We start from the raw sequence: 21,205 nt of genomic DNA, 5'->3' as shown, positions 1-21,205 counted from the left end.
GAGGCCGCTCTCGGCCTATCCCTCGCTGTCCAGACCCGCCAGGACCAGCCCCAGCCGGGCCGTCCCGTCGGCGGTGACCGTCACCGGCACACCCCAGTCCTGCTGGTGCACGTGGCAGGCCGGGTACTCGATGTCCGGCGCGTCGTCGCAGGACGCGGCCATCGCCGAGACGTGCAGCACGCCCTCGGTCACCCCGTCCGCGAGAACCAGCTCGCGGCTGAGGTCCGTACCGGCGCCGTCGCCCTCGGCCAGCAGCTCCGGCGGGGTCGAGCTGACCAGCAGCCGGGTGGAGGGCCCGTAGCGGGTGTCCAGCTTCTGCCCGGCCGGCGCCTGGAAGACCACGTCCAGCTTGAGCCGGCCCGGGGCCACCTCGGTGGCGGCGCGCTGGGTGCGGTGCGCGACCGACTCGACCCGTACCGCCTCCTCGGGCAGCCGCAGCCGGGTCAGCCGGTGCCGCGCCGACTCCACGACCACGATGTCGTCACCGACGAGCACCGCGTCCGACGGCTCCCGCAGGTCCGTGGCGAGCGTGGTCACCTCGCCGGTCGCCGGGTCGAAGCGGCGCAGCGCGTGGTTGTAGGTGTCGGCGACCGCGACCGAGCCGTCCGGCAGCGCGGTGACACCCAGCGGGTGCTGGAGAAGCGCCTGGTCAGCGGCGCCGTCGCGGTGGCCGAAGTCGAAGAGGCCGGTGCCCACCGCCGTGTGCACCACGCCCTCCCGGTCGATCCAGCGGACCGCGCTGGTCTCGGAGTCGGCGATCCACAGCTTGTCCTCGGTGGCGGCCAGGCCGGAGGGCTGCGCGAACCAGGCCTCGGCGGCCGGCCCGTCCACCAGGCCCTCGTTGGTGGTGCCCGCCGCTGCCCGTACGGTCCCCGCCTCCGGGTCGTACGTCCACAGCTGGTGCACGCCGGCCATGGCGATCCACACCAGGCCGTCGAAGTACGCCACGTCCCACGGCGAGGAGAGGTCCACCTCGCGGGCGGGGCCCTCGGTGGCCGAGCCCTGCCACCACTGCCGGCCGGTGCCGGCGACGGTGGCGACCTCGCCGGTGGCGGGGTCGAACGTGCGCAGCGCGTGGTTGACGGTGTCCGCGACGATCACCGTGCCCCCGGGCAGCAGCGCCAGGCCCTGCGGCTCGCTGAAGGCGGCCCGCTCGGCCGGTCCGTCGCTCAGGCCGCGCTCGCCGGTGCCGATCCGGCGCAGCACGCTCTCGCCGTCCGCGTCCAGCTCCACCAGCTGGTGCCGGGTGGTGTCGGAGACCAGGAAGGAGCCTCCCCCAGACTCCGTCCGGGAGGTGCCCCCAGGCAGCTGGATGGCCTTGCCGGGGAAGCGGAGGTCGGTGGCGACCGGCTCGGGCGGCACGTACGGGCCGTCGCCGCGGCGCAGCGTGCCCTTCGCCTCGTGCTCGGCCTCCAGCTCCTCGACCAGCTTCTCGATGGCGTGGGCGTGACCCTCACCGGCGTGCTGGGCGACGACGTAGCCCTCGGGGTCGATGACGACCAGCGTCGGCCAGGCGCGGACGGCGTACTGCTTCCACGTGGCCAGCTCGGGGTCGTCCAGTACGGGGTGCTCGACCTCGTACCGCTCGACGGCGTCGACGACCGCCTGGTGCTCGGCCTCGTGCACGAACTTCGGGGAGTGCACGCCGATGATCACGACGGTGTCGCGGTGCCGCTCCTCCAGCTCGCGCAGCTCGTCCAGGACGTGCAGACAGTTCACGCAGCAAAACGTCCAGAAGTCCAGGACGACGATGCGTCCCCGCAGGTCGGAGAGGGTCAGTTCCTTGTCGCCCGTATTGAGCCAGCCGCCCTTGCCGACCAGCTCGGGGGCGCGGACGCGTGCACGTGAAGCCATGTGCACATTCAACGCCACCCACCCGGTCGCGCATTCCGGCGGGGCCCGGGGGAAGGCGTCGGACATGAGATACCTGGTACGCGACCGGATCTTCGGCATCGGCGAGGACTACTGGATCGAGGACGAGGCGGGACGCCACGTCTACCTCGTCGACGGCAAGGCGCTCCGGATGCGGGAGACCTTCGAGATCAAGGACCGCGAAGGCCGGGTCCTCATCACGCTGCGCAAGAAAGTGCTCAGCCTCCGTGACGCGATGACGATCGAGCGGGACGACGAGCCGCTGGCGACCATCCGCCGCAAGCGGCTGTCGCTGCTGCGCAACCACTACCGCGTGGAGCTGGTGGACGGCACGGAGCTGGACGTCAGCGGCAAGATCCTCGATCGGGAGTTCGCGGTCGAGTACGACGGCGAACTGCTGGCGGAGATCTCCCGACGCTGGCTGACCGTACGGGACACCTACGCGGTCAATGTCCTGCGCGAGGACGCGGACGCACCGCTGCTGATCGCGGTCGCGGTGTGCGTGATCCGGCTGGCGGAGCGGGAGCGCGAGGACTGACGGCGGGGCCCGGACCGTGCCGCTCGGCGCGCGCACGAGCTCGGACCCCGCCCCGCGCCGTCACGGCGTCGGCAGCCCCAGTACCCGGTCCCGCAGGACGGGGAAGACGTGCCGGGTCTTCCCGATCAGCTCCGGGTCCAGCTCGGCGCTGATGATCTCCTCGTCGCGCCCCGCCTCGGCCAGCACCTCGCCCCACGGGTCGACGATCACGCTGTGCCCGGCCTGCTCGACGCCGGCGTGGGTGCCGCCGGTGCCGCAGGCGAGTACGTACGTCTGGTTCTCCACCGCGCGGGCACGGGCCAGCAGCGACCAGTGGGCCCGGCGGCGCTCCGGCCAGCCGGCCGGGATCACCAGGGTCTGCGCGCCGGCGTCCACCAGCTGCCGGAACAGCTCGGGGAACCGGAGGTCGTAGCAGGTGGCCAGGCCCAGCGTGGTCGCCGGCAGCGCGACCGTCACCGGTTCGGTGCCGGCGCCCAGCAGCGTCGCCTCGCCCTGGTCGAAGCCGAAGCGGTGGATCTTGCGGTAGTGCGCGGCCCGCTCGCCGTCGGGGGAGTAGACCAGCGCGGTGTTGTAGAGCGCGCCGTCCGCGGCCCGCTCGATGACGGAACCGGCGTGCAGCCAGACGCCCGCGTCCCGCGCGGCCGCGGACATCACCTGGTGGGTGGGGCCGTCGAGCGGTTCCGCCACCTCTTCGAAAGCCTCGAACGCGAAGGCCCCCACGGGCCACAGCTCGGGGAGGACCACGAGGTCGGACGCCGTCTGGGCGCGCACGAGCGAAGCCACCCGCTCCCGACGTGAATTGACCGATTCCTGCTGGTCCACACCGACTTGGATCAGTGAAGCGCGCACAGTACCACCGCCTGGTCTTCGGAGCCGGTTCGCCGTCAAAAAATGCCTACGATGGTCACCCGAAAGCACTGCCGGGGTGCCCGTGCGCAGCGTAACTTAACTGCACAGACAGCAGCCCGCGTACGAACCGTCCGAGGGGTCCCGTGACCGTCCACCCAGTCCTTCAGCCCTCCATCGACGCCTGGACGCACTCCATCGAAGCGATATCCGAGCTGGTGACACCGCTCGTGGAAGGGGAGTGGAATCGCGCCACCGAATGCCCCGGCTGGTCGGTGCGGGACGTGGTGTCCCACCTGATCGGCCTGGACTGCGAGGCGCTGGGTGATCCCCGGCCCATCCACTCGCTGCCGCGCGATCTCTACCACGTACGCAGCGAGTTCGCGCGGTACATGGAAATGCAGGTCGACGTCCGGCGGCACCACACGGGCCCCGAGATGACGGCCGAGCTGGAGTACACGATCATCCGGCGGGCCCGGCAGCTGCGCAACGAGACGCGGGAGCCGGACGCCACCGTCCGCGGCCCCCAGGGCAAGGAGCAGACGCTCGAACACGCGCTGAAGATGCGGGCGTTCGACACCTGGGTGCACGAGCAGGACATCCGCCGGGCGCTGGGACAGCCCGGCAACCTCGACTCCCCCGGCGCCCATCTCACCCGCGACGTCCTCATACCGTCGCTCGCCAAGGTGGTCGCCGAGAGCACCGGCGCCCCGGGCGGCACCGCCGTGGTGGTCGACGTGACCGGCCCGGTGGAGTTCATGCGAACGGTACGGGTCGACGCGGAGGGCCGCGGCTCGGTCGACGGCAGCGTCTCGCTGGGCCCCGCGGTGACGCTCACGACGGACTGGGAGACCTACGTACGGCTGGCCTGCGGCCGGGTGCGGCCCGCCGCCGTCGCCGACCAGATCAAGATCGACGGCGACCAGGAGCTGGGCGCTGCCGTGCTGGACCACTTCGCGGTGACGCCGTAGCGGGCGTCCCGGGGGACGGGAGAAACAGGCGGGCCCGCCCCGTGGGTCACGGCGGCGGGCCCCTCGTACGCCCTCTGGAGGCACGTGCCGCGTGAGCGCGCGCCGGGCGGTCACACCGGTACGTGCACCGCCTCCACCCGGCTGGCGACCGTCCGCTCGCGCTCCCGGCGCGCCGCCCGCCTGCGCAGCCGCAGGATCTGGCTGAGGCCGAGCGCCTCCAGGACGAAGACCGTCAAGAAGGCGATGCGGTAGTTGTCGCCCGTGGCGTCGAGCAGGACGCCGACCGCGAGCAGGGTCGTCATCGAGGCGATGAAGCCGCCCATGTTGACGATGCCGGAGGCGGTGCCCTGCCGCTCCGGCGGGTTGGCCGGGCGGGCGAAGTCGAAGCCGATCATCGAGGCCGGGCCGCAGGTCCCCAGCACGATGCAGGTGATGACCAGCAGCGCCATCGGCGCGTGTCCGGGCCAGCACAGCATGGCCGCCCAGAGCGTCGCCGTGGCGGCGACGGTGCCGAGCGCGAGCGGCAGGCGGGCCGCGTGGTGGCGGGCGATGATCTGGCCGTAGACCAGCCCGGAGGCCATGTTCGAGAGCACGATGAGCGTCAGCAGGCCGCCGGCGGCGGTCTCGGTGAGTCCCTCCGCCTCGACCAGGAACGGCATGCCCCACAGCAGCAGGAAGAACATCGCGGGGAACTGGGTGGTGAAGTGCACCCACATGCCGAGCCGGGTGCCCGGCTCCCGCCAGCACTCGGATATCTGCCGCCGGACGTAACCGCTGCCGGCGGCGGCCGGCTTGCTCGCGGGCACGGGGGCGAACCCCTCGGGGTGGTCCTTCAGGAAGAGCAGGACGAGTGCGATCACCACGATGCCGCATACGGCGCTGCCCGCGAAGGTCGGCGTCCAGCCGAGGGTGTCCAGCAGCCGGGCCAGGACCAGGGTGGAGACGAGGTTGCCGGACATGCCGATCAGCGCGGCGATCTGCGCGATCAGCGGGCCGCGGCGGGCCGGGAACCAGCGGGTGCCCAGCCGCAGCACGCTGATGAACGTCATCGCGTCGCCGCAGCCGAGCAGCGCACGGGAGACGAGCGCCATGACGTACGAGTTGGAGAGCGCGAAGCCGAGCTGGCCCACGGTGTAGAGCGTCGCACCGAGGATCAGGACCTTCTTCGGGCCCATCTTGTCGACCATCAGGCCGACGGGTATCTGCATGCCGGCGTAGACCAGCAGCTGCAGGATGGAGAAGGTGGACAGCGCCGAGGCGTTGATGTGGAAGCGCTCGGCGGCATCCAGGCCCGCGACGCCGAGGCTGGTGCGGTAGATGATCGCGACGAAGTAGACGGCGACGCCGATGCCCCAGATCCACATGGCCTTCCGGCCGCCGGGCGGGTCACCGGGCAGCGTGACCGGGGTGCTCTGCGCGGTGGTCATCGCACGTCCCCCTGCGCCAGGTTCCGCACCCAGCTGACGTGCCGGTGCACGGCGGCGGTGGCCGCCTCCGGGTCGCCGGCCCGCAGCGCTTCGAGGATCTCGGCGTGCTCGGCGATGTTCTTCGCGATCCGGTCCGGGTGCGCGTGCATGACCGCGACGCCCATCCGCAGCTGGCGGTCGCGCAGCTGCTCGTAGAGCCGGTCCAGGATCCGGTTCCCGGCGCTGCGCACGATCGCGGCGTGGAAGCAGCGGTCGGTGACCGAGACGGCGGCCAGGTCACCGGCGGCGACCTGCTCCCGCATGGTCGCCAGCAGCGACTCCAGCTCCTCGATCAGCGCGGCGGGCGCGGGCACGGCCTTGCGTGCCGCGTGCTCCTCGACCAGCAGCCGGGTCTCCACGACGTCCGCGATCTCCTGGGCCGAGACCGGCAGGACCATCGCGCCCTTCTTCGGATAGAGCTTGATCAGCCCCTCGACCTCCAGCCGCAGCAGCGCCTCCCGTACCGGCGTCCGCGACACCCCCACGGCCTCGGCGAGCTCGCCCTCGGTGAGGAGCATGCCGCCCTCGTAGCGGCGCTCCAGGACGGCCTGCTTGACGTGCGCGTACACGCGCTCGGCGGCGGGTGGTTGCTTGGCGGTCGGCGTGACGCTCGGGTTCGGCGGGGCGACTGATGGCATGAGCACAGGATAGATACAACAGGTATGCGTCCGCGAACGCGTCCATGATGCGGAATGGACGCGCAGGTGAACGCCGAGGGGTCCGGGCCGCCGCTACAGCCGCCCCGCCTCCGTCAGACGGCGTACGACCTGGCGGAACGCCGGAGCGCACACGTCGAAGTCCGCGGCGTTGTGCCAGGCGACCTCGGCGATCTCACGGCCCGGTACCGGATCCACCGCCGCCGGGCCGCCCGTGAAGCAGGTCATCTGCAGGCGGCGGCCCGCACGACCGTGCGCCACGTCGTGCACGGTGAAGGCCTCGGTCAGCTCGCTCGGCGGCACGGCCACGCCGATCTCCTCGGCCAGCTCGCGGGAGAGCGCCTCCGCGGCCGTCTCGCCGGGCTCGTACTTGCCGCCGGGAAGGTAGAAGGTGTTGTTGCCGCGGGTACGCACGCTCAGCAGGCGGCCGTCGCGGATGTGCAGCCAGGCGACGGACTGCAGGGGCGGGAGGCCGTCCGGGCCCGCGTCAGCAGCGATCTGTGTATCGGTCATGAAAGGGACCGTAAACAGGGCGGCGCGGCTCCACCAATTCCTTTTCGCCGCGCCGCCCTGCCGGGTCGCTGTCGTGCGGGCCACGCCCGCGTGCGGGGCTAACCCCAGGTGATCAGGCGCTTCGGGTGCTCCAGTATTGCCGCGGTGTCCGCGAGGACCTTGGAGCCCAGCTCGCCGTCGACCAGCCGGTGGTCGAAGGAGAGCGCCAGCGTCGTCACCTTACGCGGCTTGATCTTGCCCTTGTGGACCCAGGGCTGCTCCTTGACCGCGCCGAAGGCGAGGATCGCGGATTCGCCGGGGTTCAGGATGGGCGTACCGGTGTCGACGCCGAAGACGCCGACGTTGGTGATGGTGACCGTGCCGCCCGCCATGTCCGCCGGGGAGGTCTTGCCCTCCCGGGCCGTGGCGACCAGCTCACCGAGGGAGCCGGCCAGCTGCGGCAGCGTCTTGGCGCCGGCGTCCTTGATGTTCGGCACGATCAGGCCGCGCGGGGTGGCGGCCGCGATGCCCAGGTTCACGTAGTCCTTCTGGACGATCTCCTGGTTCTCCTCGTCCCAGGCCGCGTTGATCTCCGGGTGACGCTTGATGGCCACCAGGAACGCCTTGGCGACGAGGAGCAGCGGGTTGACGCGGACGCCCGCCATGTCGGGGTCCTGCTTCAGCTCCTGTACGAGCTTCATCGTGCGGGTCACGTCGACGGTGATGAACTCCGTGACGTGCGGCGCCGTGAAGGCCGAGCTCACCATCGCCTGGGCGGTGGCCTTGCGTACGCCCTTGATCGGGATGCGGGTCTCGCGCGCCGCGGCCACGGCTTCGGGGGCCGGCGCGGGCACGGCGGGGGCCGGTGCCACGTCGAACTCCGGTGCCGACGTCGGCGTGGGCGCGGGTGCGGCCGCCGCGTGCACGTCCTCGCGGGTGATGATCCCGTCGGGGCCGCTGGGGACGACCGTGGCGAGGTCGATGCCGAGGTCCTTGGCGAGCTTGCGCACCGGCGGCTTGGCCAGTGGGCGACCACCGGACACGGGCTCGGCTGCGGCAGGGACCGCGGGCGTTTCACGTGAAACCGGCGCGGCCGGCTCGGGCGCGGCGTGGCCGTTCAGCTCCGCCTGGACGGCGGCACGGGCACCGTTCGCATCGGCGGTACCGGGCTGTGCCTTGCGCGCCCGTCGCTTCGTCGAGGACGGCGCGGCGCCGTAGCCCACCAGGACGGCCTTGCGGCCCTCGTCCTCGCCGCTCTCCGCGGCGGGCTCGGCGGCGGCCGGTGCCGCGGGGGCCTCGGCCGGACCCGCTCCCGGGTCGGTGTCCACGGCGATGATGACCGTGCCGACGTCGACCGTGGTGCCCTCGCCGAACCGCAGCTCGTGCACGACCCCGTCGTAGGGGATGGGGAGTTCGACGGCCGCCTTGGCGGTCTCGACCTCGCACACGACCTGCCCGTCGGCGACGGTGTCGCCCTCGGCGACGTACCACTTGAGGATCTCGGCCTCGGTGAGCCCCTCGCCCACGTCGGGCATCTTGAACTCGCGGAAGCGCTGATCGGTTGCAGTCATGGTCACGACTCTCCTCAAGCCCCTCAGTACGCCAGCGACCGGTCGACCGCGTCGAGCACCCGGTCCAGGTTCGGAAGGTACTCGTCCTCCAGCCGGGACGGCGGATAGGGGGCGTGGTAGCCGCCCACCCGCAGCACCGGCGCCTCCAGGTGGTAGAAGCACCGCTCGGTGATGCGGGCGGCGATCTCCGCGCCGGAGCCGAGGAAGACCGGCGCCTCGTGCACGACGACCAGGCGGCGGGTCTTCTCGACGGAGGACTGGAGGGTGTCGAAGTCGATCGGGGAGAGCGAGCGCAGGTCGACGATCTCGATCGACCGGCCCTCCTCCTCGGCGACCTGCGCGACGTCCTGGCAGACCTTGACCATCGGGCCGTACGCGGCGAGTGTCAGGTCGCTGCCCTCGCGGGTGACGCGGGCCTTGTGCAGCGGGTGCGGGATGGCCTCGGTGTCCAGCGCGGACTTGTCGTGGTAGCGGCGCTTGGGCTCGAAGTAGATGACCGGGTCGTTGCCGGCGATGGCCTGCTTGAGCATCCAGTAGGCGTCCGAGGAGTTCGAAGGCGTGATCACCTTCAGGCCCGCGACGTGCGCGAACAGCGTCTCGGGGGACTCGGAGTGGTGCTCGACCGCGCCGATCGCGCCGCCGTAGGGGATGCGGATGACGATCGGCAGCTTGATCTTGCCGAGCGCGCGGGCGTGCATCTTGGCGAGCTGGGTGACGATCTGGTCGTACGCCGGGAAGACGAACCCGTCGAACTGGATCTCCAGCACCGGGCGGTAGCCGCGCAGCGCCATGCCGATGGCGGTGCCGACGATGCCGGACTCGGCGAGCGGGGTGTCGATGACCCGGTCCTCGCCGAAGTCCTTCTGGAGGCCGTCGGTGACGCGGAAGACGCCGCCGAGCTTGCCCACGTCCTCGCCCATGACGAGGACCTTGGGGTCCGCCTCCATGGCGTCGCGCAGCGATTCGTTGATCGCCTTGGCGATGGTGATCTTCTCGAAGACGGCCATGTCAGTTCTCCTCCGCGAACGAAGCCTGGTACGCGGCGAACTGGGCGCGCTCCTCGTCGACGAGCGCGTGCCCGTCGGCGTAGATGTGCTCGAACATCGCCATGTCGTCGGGGTTCGGCATGGTGCGGACCGCGTCCCGCACCCGCTTGCCGAGCGCCTCGTCCTCCTTCTCGACGGACGCAAAGAACGCCTCGTCGGCGATCCCCTCGGCTTCCAGGTACCGGCGAAGCCGCAGGATCGGGTCCTTGGCCTCCCAGGCCAGCAGCTCGTCGTTGCCGCGGTAGCGCGTCGGGTCGTCGGAGGTGGTGTGGGCGCCCATGCGGTAGGTGTACGCCTCGACCAGCATCGGGCCCTGGCCGGTGCGGGCCCGGTCCAGGGCCGCCTTGGTGACGGCGAGGACGGCGAGCACGTCGTTGCCGTCGACCCGTACGCCCGGGAAGCCGTAGCCGCGGGCACGCTGGAAGAGCGGCACCCGGGTCTGCTTCTCGGTCGGCTCGGAGATCGCCCACTGGTTGTTCTGGCAGAAGAACACCACGGGGGCGTTGTAGACGGCCGCGAAGGTGAAGGACTCGGCGACGTCACCCTGGCTGGACGCGCCGTCACCGAAATAGGCGATGACGGCGGAGTCGGCGCCGTCCTTCTGGACGCCCATCGCGTAGCCCGTCGCGTGCAGCGTCTGGGAGCCGATCACGATCGTGTACAGGTGGAAGTTGTTGCTGTTGGGGTCCCAGCCGCCGTGGTTCACGCCGCGAAACATGCCCAGCAGGTTCGTCGGGTCCACCCCGCGGCACCAGGCGACGCCGTGCTCGCGGTAGGTGGGGAAGACGTAGTCGTCGTCGCGCAGCGCGCGTCCCGAGCCGATCTGCGCGGCTTCCTGGCCCAGCAGCGAGGGCCACAGGCCCAGCTCGCCCTGGCGCTGCAGGGTGGTCGCCTCGGCGTCGAACTTCCGCGTGAGCACCATGTCGCGGTACAGGCCGCGCAGCTCGTCGGCGGACAGGTCGATCGCGTACTCCGGGTGCTCGACGCGCTCCCCCTCGGGGGTCAGCAGCTGGACGAACTGGTCCGGGTCCTGCTCCGCCGAAGCCGGCGCTGCGGCGGGGGCCTTGGTGCCGGCCTTGGCCTTCGCCGCGGTACCACCGGGCGTTTTCTTCGCGGTCGCGCGCTTGCCGCTACTGCGCGTAGCTTTCCGTGCGGCAGTGCTGTCCACGGTCACGTGCTGCTCCTCCGTCTGTCCGGCCCCCGGGGTCCGCCGGTGGCCGTATTGCGGCTCACCCGGTATCCGATACGGCGCACGGGGTGTGTGCGAACGCGGTCAGGCCCGGGTGGAACAAAACTGCCCCGGACGTGGCCTGCCCATGCACGTTACCCATTTCCCGAGCCTAAGCGAAAACGGCCCTGACCTGCGATTTTGCTTGGATTTCCAAGTAAATCGCGGAGGGTGGGAACAACTCCTGGTCACAGCGTCGCAGGCCGCCGGGACAACGGCACGTTATATCGCCGGACCGGAGCACGGGAAGGGTTGGTGTGTGAGACTGAGGCCGTGCACGAAGACGGAAAAATCACGGTATTCCTGCTCGACGATCACGAGGTCGTACGGCGTGGCGTTCACGACATGCTCACCGTCGAGAGCGACATCGAGGTGGTCGGCGAGGCCGGTACCGCCGCGGATGCCCTGGTCAGGATCCCTGCGACGCGTCCCGACGTGGCCGTCCTGGACGTCCGGCTGCCGGACGGCAGCGGCGTCGAGGTGTGCCGGGAGATCCGGTCGCAGAACGAGGAGATCAAGTGCCTGATGCTCACGTCTTTCGCCGATGACGAGGCACTTTTCGACGCGATCATGGCTGGTGCGTCCGGTTATGTACTCAAGGCCATCCGCGGCAACGAACTGCTCTCGGCCGTCCGGGACGTGGCGGCCGGCAAGTCCCTGCTGGACCCGGTGGCCACGCAACGGGTCCTGGAACGGCTGCGGGACGGCGGTGCCAAGGGCGACGACCGGCTGGCGAACCTCACCGAACAGGAACGGCGGATCCTCGACCTGATCGGCGAGGGACTGACCAATCGGGCCATCGGAGAACGGCTGCATCTCGCCGAGAAAACCATCAAGAATTACGTCTCCAGCCTGCTCGCCAAACTCGGTATGGAACGCCGTTCCCAGGCCGCCGCATACGTCGCCAGAATGCAGGCGGAAGGTCGCTGAACGACGTCGCACGGAAGTTCATTGCCGCCTTTTCTCCGGGCTGACCTGCGGAATCGCCCCTTTCGGGACCAACGTCCCGGCGGACCGGGGCCGCCGCCCCTACAGCCCTGCCCGCACCGCCGGGCAGGGTGGTTCCCATGCCCGACGAATTCCGCGCACTGGAACTGCTCGGCCGTACGCCCTACGGCCGGGTCTCGGCCAGCCTGCGGGCGCTGCCCTTCACGACGATCGCCCGACACGTGGTGACCGAGGAGGGGCTGCTGCTGCTGCGCCTGCACCGCGGCTACGGCTACCACCGCGCCCTGGACGGCAGCGTGGTCTCCTACCAGGCGGACAACGTCACCGCCGGCGAGCCCGAGACCTGGGCCGTCCAGTTCACCGGTACGGCCGGTGTCGTGTGCCCGGGCCCCGCCGACCACGACGCCTTCGGGCGCACCCCCGCGCTCGCCGACGGCGAGCCCTTCGACCCGGTCTTCCTGCACATCGAGCCGGTCTTCGCCAAAGTCCACACGCTGACCGATGTACCGGCGTTCGGATACGTCTCTTCAGGCTGACCGATAGCCGACCGGTGCGGGAATCCGGCCCGGTCCCAGTGATCTAACATCTGACGGGTGCTCCGCTCATCTGCGGTCCGGACGGCAACGGCGCCCGACGGACACACCCTCGGCTCCCTGCTGCGCCGCTACGAAGGCGCCGGGGAGCCGCTCGCGTGCGAGCCGGTCGCCGAGGGCCTGCTCAACCACGGCTACCGGCTGACCACCACGCGCGCCCGCTTCTTCCTCAAGCACCACCTCGACGCCGACCACGCCGCCCTCGTACGGCAGCACCGCGCCACCCGCCTGCTGGGCGCCATGGGCCTGCCCGTCGCGCCGCCCGTACGCGCCGCCGACGGCCGCACCGTCGCCGTCCTCGACGACCGCTGCTACGCCCTGCACCCCTGGGTCGAGGGCCGCCACCTGGACGGCGCGGCCCTCACCCCCACCCAGTGCCACCGCCTCGGCACGCTGCTGGGCCGGGTCCACGTGGCCCTCTCCCAGGTCATGCCCGAGGCACCGCCGCAGCCGGGCCAGGAGAGCGCCGACCCCGACGCGACCTTCGTGGGCATCGACGAGCTGCTGGCACTGGCCCGGGACGCCCGCCCGCACGACAGCTTCGACGCGCTCGCCGAACACCGCCTCCTGGAACGCCGCGCCCTGCTGGCCGCGCACACCCACCACCGCCCGACCCGCGCGGCCCCGGTGGGCTGGGTGCACGGCGACTTCCACCCGCTGAACCTGCTCTACCGGGACGCCGAGCCGACCGCCATCGTCGACTGGGACCGGCTGGCGGTCGCGCCGCGCGCCGAGGAGACCGTACGGGCCGCCGCGATCTTCTTCGTACGGCCCTCCGGCAGCCTGGACCTGGCGAAGGTGGCGGCGTACGCACGGGCCTATCGGCGGGCCTCGGGCGTCGGCCCGGACGAGCTGGCGGCCGCCGTGCACCGCGTCTGGTGGGAACGCCTGAACGACTTCTGGATGCTGGACTGGCGGTACCGGCGGGGCGACCGGCGCGCCGACGGCCTCTTCCCGGCCGCGGCGGCGCTGGCGGTGTGGTGGACGGATGAGTACGCGGCGGTCCGGCAGGCGTTCACCGGCTGATGCCCGCGGTCGCGACCCTGACGCCAGCCCCCTGACGTCAGCCCCGCGGTGCCGCCACCACATGAACGAGCGAGGCACGGACGTCCGTGCCTCGCTCGTCAGGATCGGTCTGCCGGCCGGCTCACTCGCCGCCCCCGGCGTCGTCCGGCGGCGGGATGATCGGCGACGAGTCGTCGGTCGGCTCCGTCGTCGGCGCGGTCGGGTCGCCCGTCGGCTCACCCGTGTCGGTCTCCGTGGGGGTCGGATCGTCCGTCGGCTCGGTCGTCGTCGGCTCGGTGTCCGTCGGCGTCGGGTTGCCGGTCTCCGTCGGCGTCTGGGTGTAGTCACCGGTGTTGCCGCCCGTGCCGCCGGGCAGCGTCGCCCCCGTCGTCGGCTCCTCCGACGGCGGCTCGGACGTCTTCTCTTCCTTGCTCTTCGTCGCCGTCGGCGTCGGCTTCGGGTTCTTCTCGTGCTTGTCGTCACCGGTGTTCTGCAGCGCGATGGCGACACCGACCACGATGGCGATCAGCGCGAGCGCGGCGATCAGCCACACCTTGCCGCGGCCGCCCTTCGAGCCGCGCGGCCCGCCCTCGTAACCACCGTCGTCGTCCCGCATGCCCTGCGGGAGGATCGGCTGCGCGGTCGTCGAGCCGTGCGTCGGGTGCGGCATCGCCGTCGTGGCCGCCACGCCCATGGCGGGCGTCGAGCCGCCCTCGTGCACGGCGACGGGCCCGGTGCTCCAGGTACCGGTGTGGCCGCCCTGCTCGTGCAGCATCTGCAGCGCGTACTGGACCAGGCCGCGCATCTCCTCGGCGGTCTGGAACCGGTCGTCCGGGTCCTTCGCCAGCGAGCGCATCACCAGGCCGTCCAGCTCCGGCGGCACCTTGTCGGAGACCTCCGACGGCGGATTCGGCATGTCCTGCACGTGCTGGTACACCACCGACAGCGGCGTCTCGCCGACGAAAGGCGGGCGCAGCGCGAGCAGTTCGTACAGCAGGCAGCCGGTCGCGTACAGGTCCGAGCGGGTGTCGACGGTCTTGCCGAGCGCCTGCTCGGGCGAGAGGTACTGCGGCGTGCCCATGACCATGCCGGTCTGGGTCATGGTGTTCGACGCGCCGTGCAGGGCGCGCGCGATGCCGAAGTCCATCACCTTGACCGCGCCGCTGTTCGTGATGATCACGTTCGCGGGCTTGATGTCGCGGTGCACGATGCCGTGCTGGTGGCTGTAGGCCAGCGCCTCCAGCACCCCGGAGACGATGATGAGCGCCTGGTCCGGCGGCGGCGCGTCGGCATTGAGCAGCAGGTCCCGGATGGTGTGGCCCTCGACCAGCTCCATCACGATGTACGGGATGGTGTTGCCGCCGACCAGGTCCTCGCCGGAGTCGTACACCGCCACCACGGCGTGGTGGTTCAGCCCGGCGACGGACTGCGCCTCGCGGGTGAATCGGGCCTTGGAGACGGGGTCCTCGGCGAGGTCGGAGCGCAGCAGCTTCACCGCGACCGTCCGGCCCAGCCGCACGTCCTCCGCGGCGAACACCTCCGCCATGCCACCCCGGCCCAGACGGCGCGTCAGGCGGTAGCGCCCGTCGCCGACCAGACCGCCGTTGCCCCACATCTCCGGTGCATCGGGGATATTGGAGCCGGTGGCCTCAGGATCGGACGGGCCCTGGGGGCTCTGCGTCTGTGCCATCGGTCCTCGCCGTCGAATCGATCCGCGTGCACGCGGCATTAAGTCTCGGTCTTCGCAAGAGCACGCTACAGGCTCCGCGGGGCACACCGGTTTTGTGAAGGACCGGCCATCAAAGCGTGCACCGCTCACATGTCGCAAGTTCACTACGTGTGACCGTTTTGCCCGGCCGACGCTGACAGAGTCGTGACAGTGTCCTGACACGCTCGCGACAACGCGTGCGCCCCATCCTGGCAGGCTCCTGTCACGCGGCACGGCCGTACGGGGATGTTGCCCATCTGGTCACGGAACGGGCACGCGGCTTGACTGCCCGGAGGCCTGAGGCACACTTGGCTGCGGAATTCCAGAACCTGGCCCACCGGTCGTGTACCGGCTCCGGCCAGCAACAGAACAGCCCGACCAGTGCCGCGTACGGGTCAGTGCGGGCAGTGCGCCGAGGGGGAAACGGAAACATGAGCCAGGACGGCGCACAGGGCCACGGAGCGGGCCGTTCGGTGGGACGGGGACGCTACCAGCTCCGTGATCTTCTCGGCGCCGGCGGCATGGCCTCCGTGCACCTCGCGTACGACAGCGTGCTGGACCGCGAGGTCGCGATCAAGACGCTGCACACCGAGCTCGGCCGCGAGCAGGCCTTCCGCGAGCGCTTCCGCCGCGAGGCCCAGTCCGTGGCGAAGCTCTCGCACACCAACATCGTCTCGGTCTTCGACTCCGGCGAGGACACGCTGTCCGACAGCGCCTCCGGCGCGGGCGACGGCGGCGTCGTGCCGTACATCGTCATGGAGTACGTCGCCGGGCAGCCGCTGCGCTCGGTCCTGGACGCCGACATCGCGCAGTTCGGCGCCATGCCCACCGAGAAGGCGCTGAAGATTACCGCCGATGTGCTGGCCGCCCTTGAGGTCAGCCACGAAATGGGCCTGGTCCACCGGGACATCAAGCCCGGCAACGTCATGATGACCAAGCGCAACGTCGTGAAGGTCATGGACTTCGGCATCGCCCGCGCCATGCAATCCGGCGTCACCTCGATGACCCAGACCGGCATGGTCGTCGGCACCCCGCAGTACCTCTCGCCCGAGCAGGCCCTGGGCCGCGGCGTCGACGCCCGCTCCGACCTGTACTCGGTCGGCATCATGCTCTTCGAGCTGCTGACCGGGCAGCTGCCCTTCGACGCGGACTCGCCGCTGGCCATCGCGTACGCGCACGTGCAGGAGGAGCCGCCGATGCCCTCCAGCATCAACCGCTCGGTACCGCCGGCGGTGGACGCGCTGGTCGCCCGGGCGCTGAAGAAGAACCCCAACGAACGCTTCCCCACCGCCCAGGCGATGCAGGACGAGTGCCTGCGCATCGCCCAGGCCGGTCAGTCCGGCGCCTCGCCGATGATCGTCGGTGGCCAGGGCCCGCGCAGCAGCGGCGCCTCGGTGGCCTCCGCGGTCTTCCCGTCGGCGACCGGCACCCCGGGGACCGGCGCGCCGAACGTGCAGAGCCCGTACACCCCGCCGCCCACGAACGGCCAGTTCGGCGGCTTCGGCCCGTCCACCCCGCCGCCGCCGAGCCACGCGTACCAGACCCCGGCCCCGACGCCCGGCCCGTACCACAACGGCATGCAGACCCCGCCGCCGTACACCATCTCGCCGCAGCAGGGCGACGGGCAGTCGGGCGGCGGCAAGAGCAACAAGCCGGTGCTCATCGGCTCCGCCGTGGTCGCCCTGATAGCCGTCGTCGCGGTGGTCATGGTCATCGCCCTCAGCGGCGGCGACCCGGACGGTCCCGGTCCGCAGGCCAACGGCGACGGCACGCCGCAGCCCACCGCCTCGGCCACCGAGGACACCGCGGACAAGGTCCAGCCGGAGCAGAAGGACCGGGTCATCGACCCGAAGAAGTGCACGGAAGCGGTCAAGAGCTTCGACGACAAGTCGAAGATCATGATGCCGGACTTCTACAGCAAGAACCTCGAATCGGTGAAGCACTGCATGCAGAAGGCCGGTTGGCAGTGGGACGTCACCTACGAGAACAGCGAACCGATGTGGGGAAAGAACGCCGTCATCCGGCAGACGCCGGAGCAGAACGAGGACTACGACCCCAAGGGTGACCAGAAGATCCAGCTCGTCGTCTCGACGGGCAAGTCCGGCTGACGCCGGCGCCCGACGCACCTGCACCGAGGGGCCCTTCGCGCACACCGCGCGCAGGGCCCCTCGGTGCAGGTGTCCTCAGAGGTACGGGCCGGAGCGGGCGCTGCCGCGGCCGGGGTGGGGCTGCTCGTCGTCCTCGGCGGGTACGGCACCCGGAGGCAGGGCACGGCGCATCTGCTCCAACTGGGCGCGGGCGGCCATCTGCTGGGCGAACAGCGCGGTCTGGATGCCGTGGAACAGGCCTTCCAGCCAGCCGACCAACTGGGCCTGCGCGATACGCAGTTCGGCCTCGGTGGGGACCGAGTCGTCGGTGAACGGCAGGGACAGTCGCTCCAGCTCCTCCACCAGCTCCGGGGCCAGCCCGTCCTCCAGCTCCTTCACGGAGCCGGCGTGGATCTCCTTGAGACGTACCCGGCTCGCCTCGTCGAGCGGTGCCGCCTTCACCTCTTCCAACAGCTGCTTGATCATGCTGCCGATGCGCATGACCTTCGCCGGCTGTTCGACCATCTCCGTCACCGGAACCTCGCGTGGCTCGTCGTCGCCGTCTCCGCCACCGGAGCCGCCTGCGCTGCCGAGAGCCATGCCGTCCGGGCCGACAACCAGGACGTGCGGGCTCTCCTGCGACCGTTCGTTCATCGGCATATCCATGCCGCCATTCTCTCGTACATGCACTTAAGAACAGATGTGCCCCGGAGAACTATTGATCCACCCTCGCCCGACGGGGTGGTCTCCGTACTTCCCGGCACATCCATGGACATCACGCCAGTTCGACCGCCTTTTAGGTGTTCTTTCTCTCTTTCCTGAGATGCCGTGATTGTCGGCTCATGTGACCCTGAGGACGTCACTCTAGGCTCGGCACGGGAGGACACGGCGTGGGTTCAGGACTCCGCTCACTCATCGCCGCCGGACTGCTGACGGCAATCACGCTCTTCCCCGCCGTTCCCGCGGCCGCCGCCGCTCTGGGGGCGCCTCCCGGTGCGCCGCATCAGACGCGGCCCGGCGACCCGCCACAGCCGCAACCACAGCCGCAGATCACCGACGGGCGGCCCGCCACCACCGGCCGGCAACCGGCCGTCCCCTCCCCGGACCGCGGAACGGTCTCGGACGTACCGCCGGACCCGACCGCCGGGGACACGACGGGGGACGGCACCGCCGGCACCGCCGGCACCGCCGGCCGGTCGCAAGACCCCGGCTCCTCCGCCCCCTCCGGCCCCTCGACGATACCGACGGGACCGGGTCAGGGCCCCTCGCCGTCCTCGACCGCCACCGGCCCGAGCCCGTCGGCGAGCACCGGCTCGGCCACGGCCTCACCCACCCGGCCCAACCCCGGCCACTCGGCCTCCGCCTCGGACAAGCCGCCCAGCCGCTTGGGCACCCCTCTCCGGCCCAGCGGTCCGGTCCGGGACTCCGGCTCCGGCGCCACGCTGCAGAGCCCCGCCACGTCCGACCGGCCGTCCGGCGAGCAGCCCGGCCGCCCGCTGCCGCCGCTGACACCGCGCGGTCAGGGGATGCACAACTGGCAGTCGCTGAGCCCGTCGGGCGACTCGCCGTCAGCCGGGCCGTATCCGACCGGCCGCGAGACCACCGGCGCCCTCCGCCCGCCCTACGCCACCGCACGCGCCGCCCGGGTCGCACGCGTCCTCCCCTTCGGCGCGGGACTCGCGCTCACAGGCCTCGGCCTGGCATTCATCGGCCTCCGGCTACGGCGGCGGTGAGAGGCGGGGCGAGCGAGGTGGTCGGGGTGGGCTCGTGGCACCGCCCCGTACGGGAGCACGGGGCGGTGCCGTAGCGGTACGGCTGCACGGGCGGTACGGCTGCACGGGCGGTACCGCTCAGCCGACCGTCAGGACGACCTTGCCGATGTGGCCGGACTCCTCCAGGACCCGGTGCCCCTCGGCGGCGTCCGCCATCGGCAGCGTACGGTCGACGATCGGCCGCACCTGGCCGTTCTCGATCAGCGGCCAGACGTGCTCCCGCACGGCGGCGACGATCGCGGCCTTCTCCTCGAGCGGCCGGCCGCGCAGCGACGTCCCGGCGACCGCGCCCCGCTTGACCAGCAGCGCGCCCAGATCCAGCTCGGCCTTCCGGCCGCCCTGCAGGCCGATGATGGCCAGCCGCCCGTTGGTGGCCAGCGCCTTGACGTTGGCGTCCAGGTACTTCGCGCCGATGATGTCGAGGATCACGTCCGCGCCCCGGCCGTCGGTGGCCTTGCGGATCTCCTCGACGAAGTCCTGCTCGCGGTAGTTGATGAGCACGTCGGCGCCCAGTTCGCGGCAGCTCTCCAGCTTCTCGGCGCTGCCCGCGGTCACGGCCACCTTCGCGCCGACGGCCTTGGCCAGCTGGATCGCCATGGTGCCGATGCCGCTGGACCCGCCGTGCACGAGCAGGGTCTCGCCGGGCCGCAGGTGCGCCAGCATGAAGACGTTCGACCAAACGGTGCAGGTCACCTCGGGCAGCGCGGCGGCCTGGGTGACGTCGAGGCCCTTCGGCAGCGGCAGCAGCTGGCCGGCCGGCACCGCCACCTGTTCGGCGTAACCGCCGCCCGCCAGCAGGGCGCAGACCTCGTCGCCGACGGACCAGCCGCTCACGCCCGGGCCGACCTCGGTGATCGTGCCGGCGCATTCCAGGCCGGGGTAGGCGGACGCGCCGGGCGGCGGGTCGTAGAAGCCCTGTCGCTGCACCACATCGGCACGGTTGACGGCGCTGGCCGCGACCTGGACCAGCACCTCGCCCTCGGACAGTTGCGGCGCGGGCACCTCGGCCCACACCAGGGCCTCGGGTCCGCCGGGTTCGGGAATGGTGATCGCACGCATGGTCGCGAGGCTACTCGCCTCCTCCGGCCACGTCCGAGGGCACTCCGGTACGGGATTGTGCTGTCGTACCGGAGCGGCGCCCCGTACCGTCAGTCGCCGAGGTCCTGTTCGTCCGCGCGGCGGATCACCCGGTCCTTCTCATCGGCCCGGCGCATCGGCTTGACGCCACTGCCCGGCATCCCCTGCGCGGCCGGGCGGCCCAGCTCCGCGCGCTCCTCGCCGGGCGACGCGCGGACGATGGTGATCAGTCGGTCGGCGTGCTGCAGCGGGCTCGCCGCCGGGTCGTCGTACGCCAGCAGCCGGTGGCCGCGCAGTACGGAGACGACCAGGTCACCGGTGTCCCGTACCGACTTGCCGACCTCCGACTTCACCACCGGGCGCTCGATCAGGTCCAGCCCGCTGCCCTGCTGGATCAGGTCTTCCATGACCGTGCTCGCACTCGGGCTGTTCACCGACAGACCCAGCAGCCGGCCCGCGGCGCTCGCGGAGGTGATCACCGAGTCCGCGCCGGACTGCCGCAGCAGCGGCGCGTTCTCCTCCTCCCGCACGGCCGCCACGATCGTCGCCTTCTTGTTCAGCTGACGGGCGGTCAACGAGACCAGTACGGCGGTGTCGTCGCGCTGCGTCGCGATGATGATCTGTCGGGCTCGCTGCACCTCGGCACGCAGCAGTACGTCGCTCCGCGTGGCGTCGCCGAGCACGCCCGCGAAGCCTTCGGCGACGGCCGTGTCGATCACCTTGGGGCTCGGATCCACGATGACGATGCGGTCCCGGCTGGCGCCCGTGGCGCGCAGCGTCTGCACGGCCGACCGGCCCTTCGTACCGAAACCGATGATGACGGTGTGGTCGCGCAAGGCGGTCCTCCAGCGGTTCAGCCGCCACTGTTCACGGGTCCGCTCGGTGAGGACCTCCAGAGTGGTGCCGACCAGAATGATGAGAAACAGGACGCGGAGAGGCGTGATGAGCAGGATGTTCAGCAGCCGTGCGGTGTCTCCGTACGGCACGATGTCGCCGTAACCGGTCGTGGAGAGCGTGACGGTCGCGTAGTAGACGCAGTCGAGGAAGTCGACCGCGTCGTCGGCGTTGTCGTGGTACTCGTCGCGGTCCACCCAAACGATCAGGACCGTGAGGACCAGCACTATCAACGCCATCAGAAGCCGGCGGATCACCTGCCGCAGCGGGGCCTCGGGGGCGCGGCGCGGTAGCTGCACGCGGTGCGAGACGTCCTCGGGGAGGTGCTGCTCACGCGCCGCGGCGTCGTGCAGGGGGAGTTTCACGCAGGGCCTCCGTGGGCGCCCGTGCCCGGTGTCGTGGCCGTGTCGGATGCTGTGGTCGATGGCGCGGCCG

19 protein-coding genes are annotated in these 21,205 nt (G+C 71.3%); 7 read left to right on the top strand and 12 right to left on the bottom strand.

Annotated features, from left to right (window positions below; translation table 11 throughout):
* Positions 1–15: 15 nt before the first annotated feature.
* Complete coding sequence (locus IF20_RS18600) at positions 16–1,854, bottom strand: NHL domain-containing thioredoxin family protein (protein ID WP_052866298.1); 1,839 nt, start codon at positions 1,852–1,854, stop codon at positions 16–18.
* Between the two features lie 64 nt (positions 1,855–1,918).
* On the opposite strand from IF20_RS18600, the gene IF20_RS18595 reads away from it, so the two are divergent.
* Complete coding sequence (locus IF20_RS18595) at positions 1,919–2,410, top strand: LURP-one-related/scramblase family protein (RefSeq protein ID WP_052866475.1); 492 nt, start codon at positions 1,919–1,921, stop codon at positions 2,408–2,410.
* A gap of 60 nt (positions 2,411–2,470) precedes the next feature.
* Here IF20_RS18595 and IF20_RS18590 read toward each other — a convergent pair whose 3' ends face one another.
* The gene (locus tag IF20_RS18590) at positions 2,471–3,259 is read right to left on the bottom strand and encodes a carbon-nitrogen family hydrolase (RefSeq protein WP_052866297.1); all 789 of its coding nucleotides are present in this window, start codon (positions 3,257–3,259) and stop codon (positions 2,471–2,473) included.
* Between the two features lie 143 nt (positions 3,260–3,402).
* Here IF20_RS18590 and IF20_RS18585 point away from each other — a divergent pair, with 143 nt between their 5' ends.
* Positions 3,403–4,227: a maleylpyruvate isomerase family mycothiol-dependent enzyme gene (locus tag IF20_RS18585; protein WP_052866296.1), complete on the top strand. Its 825-nt coding sequence runs from the start codon at positions 3,403–3,405 to the stop codon at positions 4,225–4,227.
* Between the two features lie 110 nt (positions 4,228–4,337).
* Here the strand turns inward: IF20_RS18585 and IF20_RS18580 are convergent, their stop codons facing one another.
* The 6 genes from IF20_RS18580 to pdhA all read right to left on the bottom strand — a co-directional run bounded on the left by IF20_RS18580 (position 4,338) and on the right by pdhA (position 10,632).
* On the bottom strand, positions 4,338–5,654 hold the full coding sequence (locus IF20_RS18580) for an MFS transporter (protein WP_052866295.1): 1,317 nt from the start codon (positions 5,652–5,654) through the stop codon (positions 4,338–4,340).
* Entirely contained in the window at positions 5,651–6,331 is a 681-nt protein-coding gene (locus IF20_RS18575; protein WP_052866474.1) for a GntR family transcriptional regulator, read from the bottom strand. Before IF20_RS18575 ends, IF20_RS18580 begins: the two co-directional genes overlap by 4 nt.
* Positions 6,332–6,424: 93 nt before the next feature.
* The gene (locus IF20_RS18570; protein ID WP_110944295.1) at positions 6,425–6,862 is read right to left on the bottom strand and encodes an NUDIX hydrolase; all 438 of its coding nucleotides are present in this window, start codon (positions 6,860–6,862) and stop codon (positions 6,425–6,427) included.
* Positions 6,863–6,960: 98 nt separating this feature from the next.
* Complete coding sequence (locus tag IF20_RS18565; protein ID WP_052866473.1) at positions 6,961–8,412, bottom strand: dihydrolipoamide acetyltransferase family protein; 1,452 nt, start codon at positions 8,410–8,412, stop codon at positions 6,961–6,963.
* 23 nt (positions 8,413–8,435) lie between these two features.
* A complete protein-coding gene (locus tag IF20_RS18560; protein ID WP_052866294.1) occupies positions 8,436–9,419 on the bottom strand; it encodes an alpha-ketoacid dehydrogenase subunit beta in 984 nt (327 codons plus the stop codon).
* Between the two features lies 1 nt (position 9,420).
* Positions 9,421–10,632 (bottom strand): pyruvate dehydrogenase (acetyl-transferring) E1 component subunit alpha, encoded by a 1,212-nt coding sequence (gene pdhA / locus IF20_RS18555; RefSeq protein WP_052866293.1) that lies wholly within the window; start codon positions 10,630–10,632, stop codon positions 9,421–9,423.
* Positions 10,633–10,959: 327 nt separating this feature from the next.
* On the opposite strand from pdhA, the gene IF20_RS18550 reads away from it, so the two are divergent.
* The 3 genes from IF20_RS18550 (at position 10,960) to IF20_RS18540 (ending at position 13,253) form a co-directional block, all read left to right on the top strand.
* Positions 10,960–11,616, top strand: coding sequence for a response regulator (locus IF20_RS18550; RefSeq protein WP_052866292.1), 657 nt, complete (start codon positions 10,960–10,962; stop codon positions 11,614–11,616).
* 137 nt (positions 11,617–11,753) lie between these two features.
* Positions 11,754–12,170 (top strand): pyridoxamine 5'-phosphate oxidase family protein, encoded by a 417-nt coding sequence (locus IF20_RS18545; RefSeq protein ID WP_052866291.1) that lies wholly within the window; start codon positions 11,754–11,756, stop codon positions 12,168–12,170.
* Positions 12,171–12,227: 57 nt separating this feature from the next.
* The gene (locus tag IF20_RS18540; RefSeq protein WP_052866290.1) at positions 12,228–13,253 is read left to right on the top strand and encodes a phosphotransferase; all 1,026 of its coding nucleotides are present in this window, start codon (positions 12,228–12,230) and stop codon (positions 13,251–13,253) included.
* 121 nt (positions 13,254–13,374) lie between these two features.
* Here IF20_RS18540 and IF20_RS18535 read toward each other — a convergent pair whose 3' ends face one another.
* Positions 13,375–14,922 (bottom strand): protein kinase domain-containing protein, encoded by a 1,548-nt coding sequence (locus tag IF20_RS18535; protein ID WP_110944294.1) that lies wholly within the window; start codon positions 14,920–14,922, stop codon positions 13,375–13,377.
* A gap of 449 nt (positions 14,923–15,371) precedes the next feature.
* On the opposite strand from IF20_RS18535, the gene IF20_RS18530 reads away from it, so the two are divergent.
* Positions 15,372–17,048 carry a Stk1 family PASTA domain-containing Ser/Thr kinase gene (locus IF20_RS18530; RefSeq protein WP_052866289.1) on the top strand — a complete coding sequence of 559 codons (1,677 nt, stop codon included), beginning with the start codon at positions 15,372–15,374 and terminating at the stop codon, positions 17,046–17,048.
* Between the two features lie 75 nt (positions 17,049–17,123).
* On the opposite strand, the gene IF20_RS18525 is transcribed toward IF20_RS18530, so the two are convergent.
* Positions 17,124–17,693, bottom strand: coding sequence for a bacterial proteasome activator family protein (locus IF20_RS18525; RefSeq protein WP_199896643.1), 570 nt, complete (start codon positions 17,691–17,693; stop codon positions 17,124–17,126).
* Between the two features lie 224 nt (positions 17,694–17,917).
* Between IF20_RS18525 and IF20_RS18520 the strand changes: the two genes are divergently transcribed.
* Positions 17,918–18,760: a hypothetical protein gene (locus IF20_RS18520; protein WP_052866287.1), complete on the top strand. Its 843-nt coding sequence runs from the start codon at positions 17,918–17,920 to the stop codon at positions 18,758–18,760.
* A gap of 117 nt (positions 18,761–18,877) precedes the next feature.
* Here the strand turns inward: IF20_RS18520 and IF20_RS18515 are convergent, their stop codons facing one another.
* Together IF20_RS18515 and IF20_RS18510 are read right to left on the bottom strand one after the other, a co-directional pair.
* Positions 18,878–19,858, bottom strand: coding sequence for an NAD(P)H-quinone oxidoreductase (locus IF20_RS18515; RefSeq protein ID WP_052866286.1), 981 nt, complete (start codon positions 19,856–19,858; stop codon positions 18,878–18,880).
* An 89-nt stretch (positions 19,859–19,947) separates the two neighbouring features.
* The gene (locus IF20_RS18510; protein WP_052866471.1) at positions 19,948–21,135 is read right to left on the bottom strand and encodes a potassium channel family protein; all 1,188 of its coding nucleotides are present in this window, start codon (positions 21,133–21,135) and stop codon (positions 19,948–19,950) included.
* Positions 21,136–21,205: the final 70 nt, after the last annotated feature.

Origin of the sequence: Streptomyces niger (assembly GCF_000718305.1) — a bacterium.
Taxonomy (GTDB): domain Bacteria; phylum Actinomycetota; class Actinomycetes; order Streptomycetales; family Streptomycetaceae; genus Streptomyces; species Streptomyces niger.
Note: the sequence above shows the minus strand (reverse complement) of the source record. Positions and strands in the feature narration are given on the sequence as shown.

Coding starts and splice junctions, on each gene's coding strand:
- IF20_RS18565 (WP_052866473.1), bottom strand. CDS start 8,412: ATGACTGCAACCGATCAGCGCTTCCGCGAGTTCAAGATGCCCGACGTG.
- IF20_RS18560 (WP_052866294.1), bottom strand. CDS start 9,419: ATGGCCGTCTTCGAGAAGATCACCATCGCCAAGGCGATCAACGAATCG.
- IF20_RS18530 (WP_052866289.1), top strand. CDS start 15,372: ATGAGCCAGGACGGCGCACAGGGCCACGGAGCGGGCCGTTCGGTGGGA.
- IF20_RS18600 (WP_052866298.1), bottom strand. CDS start 1,854: ATGGCTTCACGTGCACGCGTCCGCGCCCCCGAGCTGGTCGGCAAGGGC.
- IF20_RS18575 (WP_052866474.1), bottom strand. CDS start 6,331: ATGCCATCAGTCGCCCCGCCGAACCCGAGCGTCACGCCGACCGCCAAG.
- IF20_RS18595 (WP_052866475.1), top strand. CDS start 1,919: ATGAGATACCTGGTACGCGACCGGATCTTCGGCATCGGCGAGGACTAC.
- IF20_RS18570 (WP_110944295.1), bottom strand. CDS start 6,862: ATGACCGATACACAGATCGCTGCTGACGCGGGCCCGGACGGCCTCCCG.
- IF20_RS18545 (WP_052866291.1), top strand. CDS start 11,754: ATGCCCGACGAATTCCGCGCACTGGAACTGCTCGGCCGTACGCCCTAC.
- IF20_RS18535 (WP_110944294.1), bottom strand. CDS start 14,922: ATGGCACAGACGCAGAGCCCCCAGGGCCCGTCCGATCCTGAGGCCACC.
- IF20_RS18515 (WP_052866286.1), bottom strand. CDS start 19,858: ATGCGTGCGATCACCATTCCCGAACCCGGCGGACCCGAGGCCCTGGTG.
- IF20_RS18580 (WP_052866295.1), bottom strand. CDS start 5,654: ATGACCACCGCGCAGAGCACCCCGGTCACGCTGCCCGGTGACCCGCCC.
- IF20_RS18525 (WP_199896643.1), bottom strand. CDS start 17,693: ATGGATATGCCGATGAACGAACGGTCGCAGGAGAGCCCGCACGTCCTG.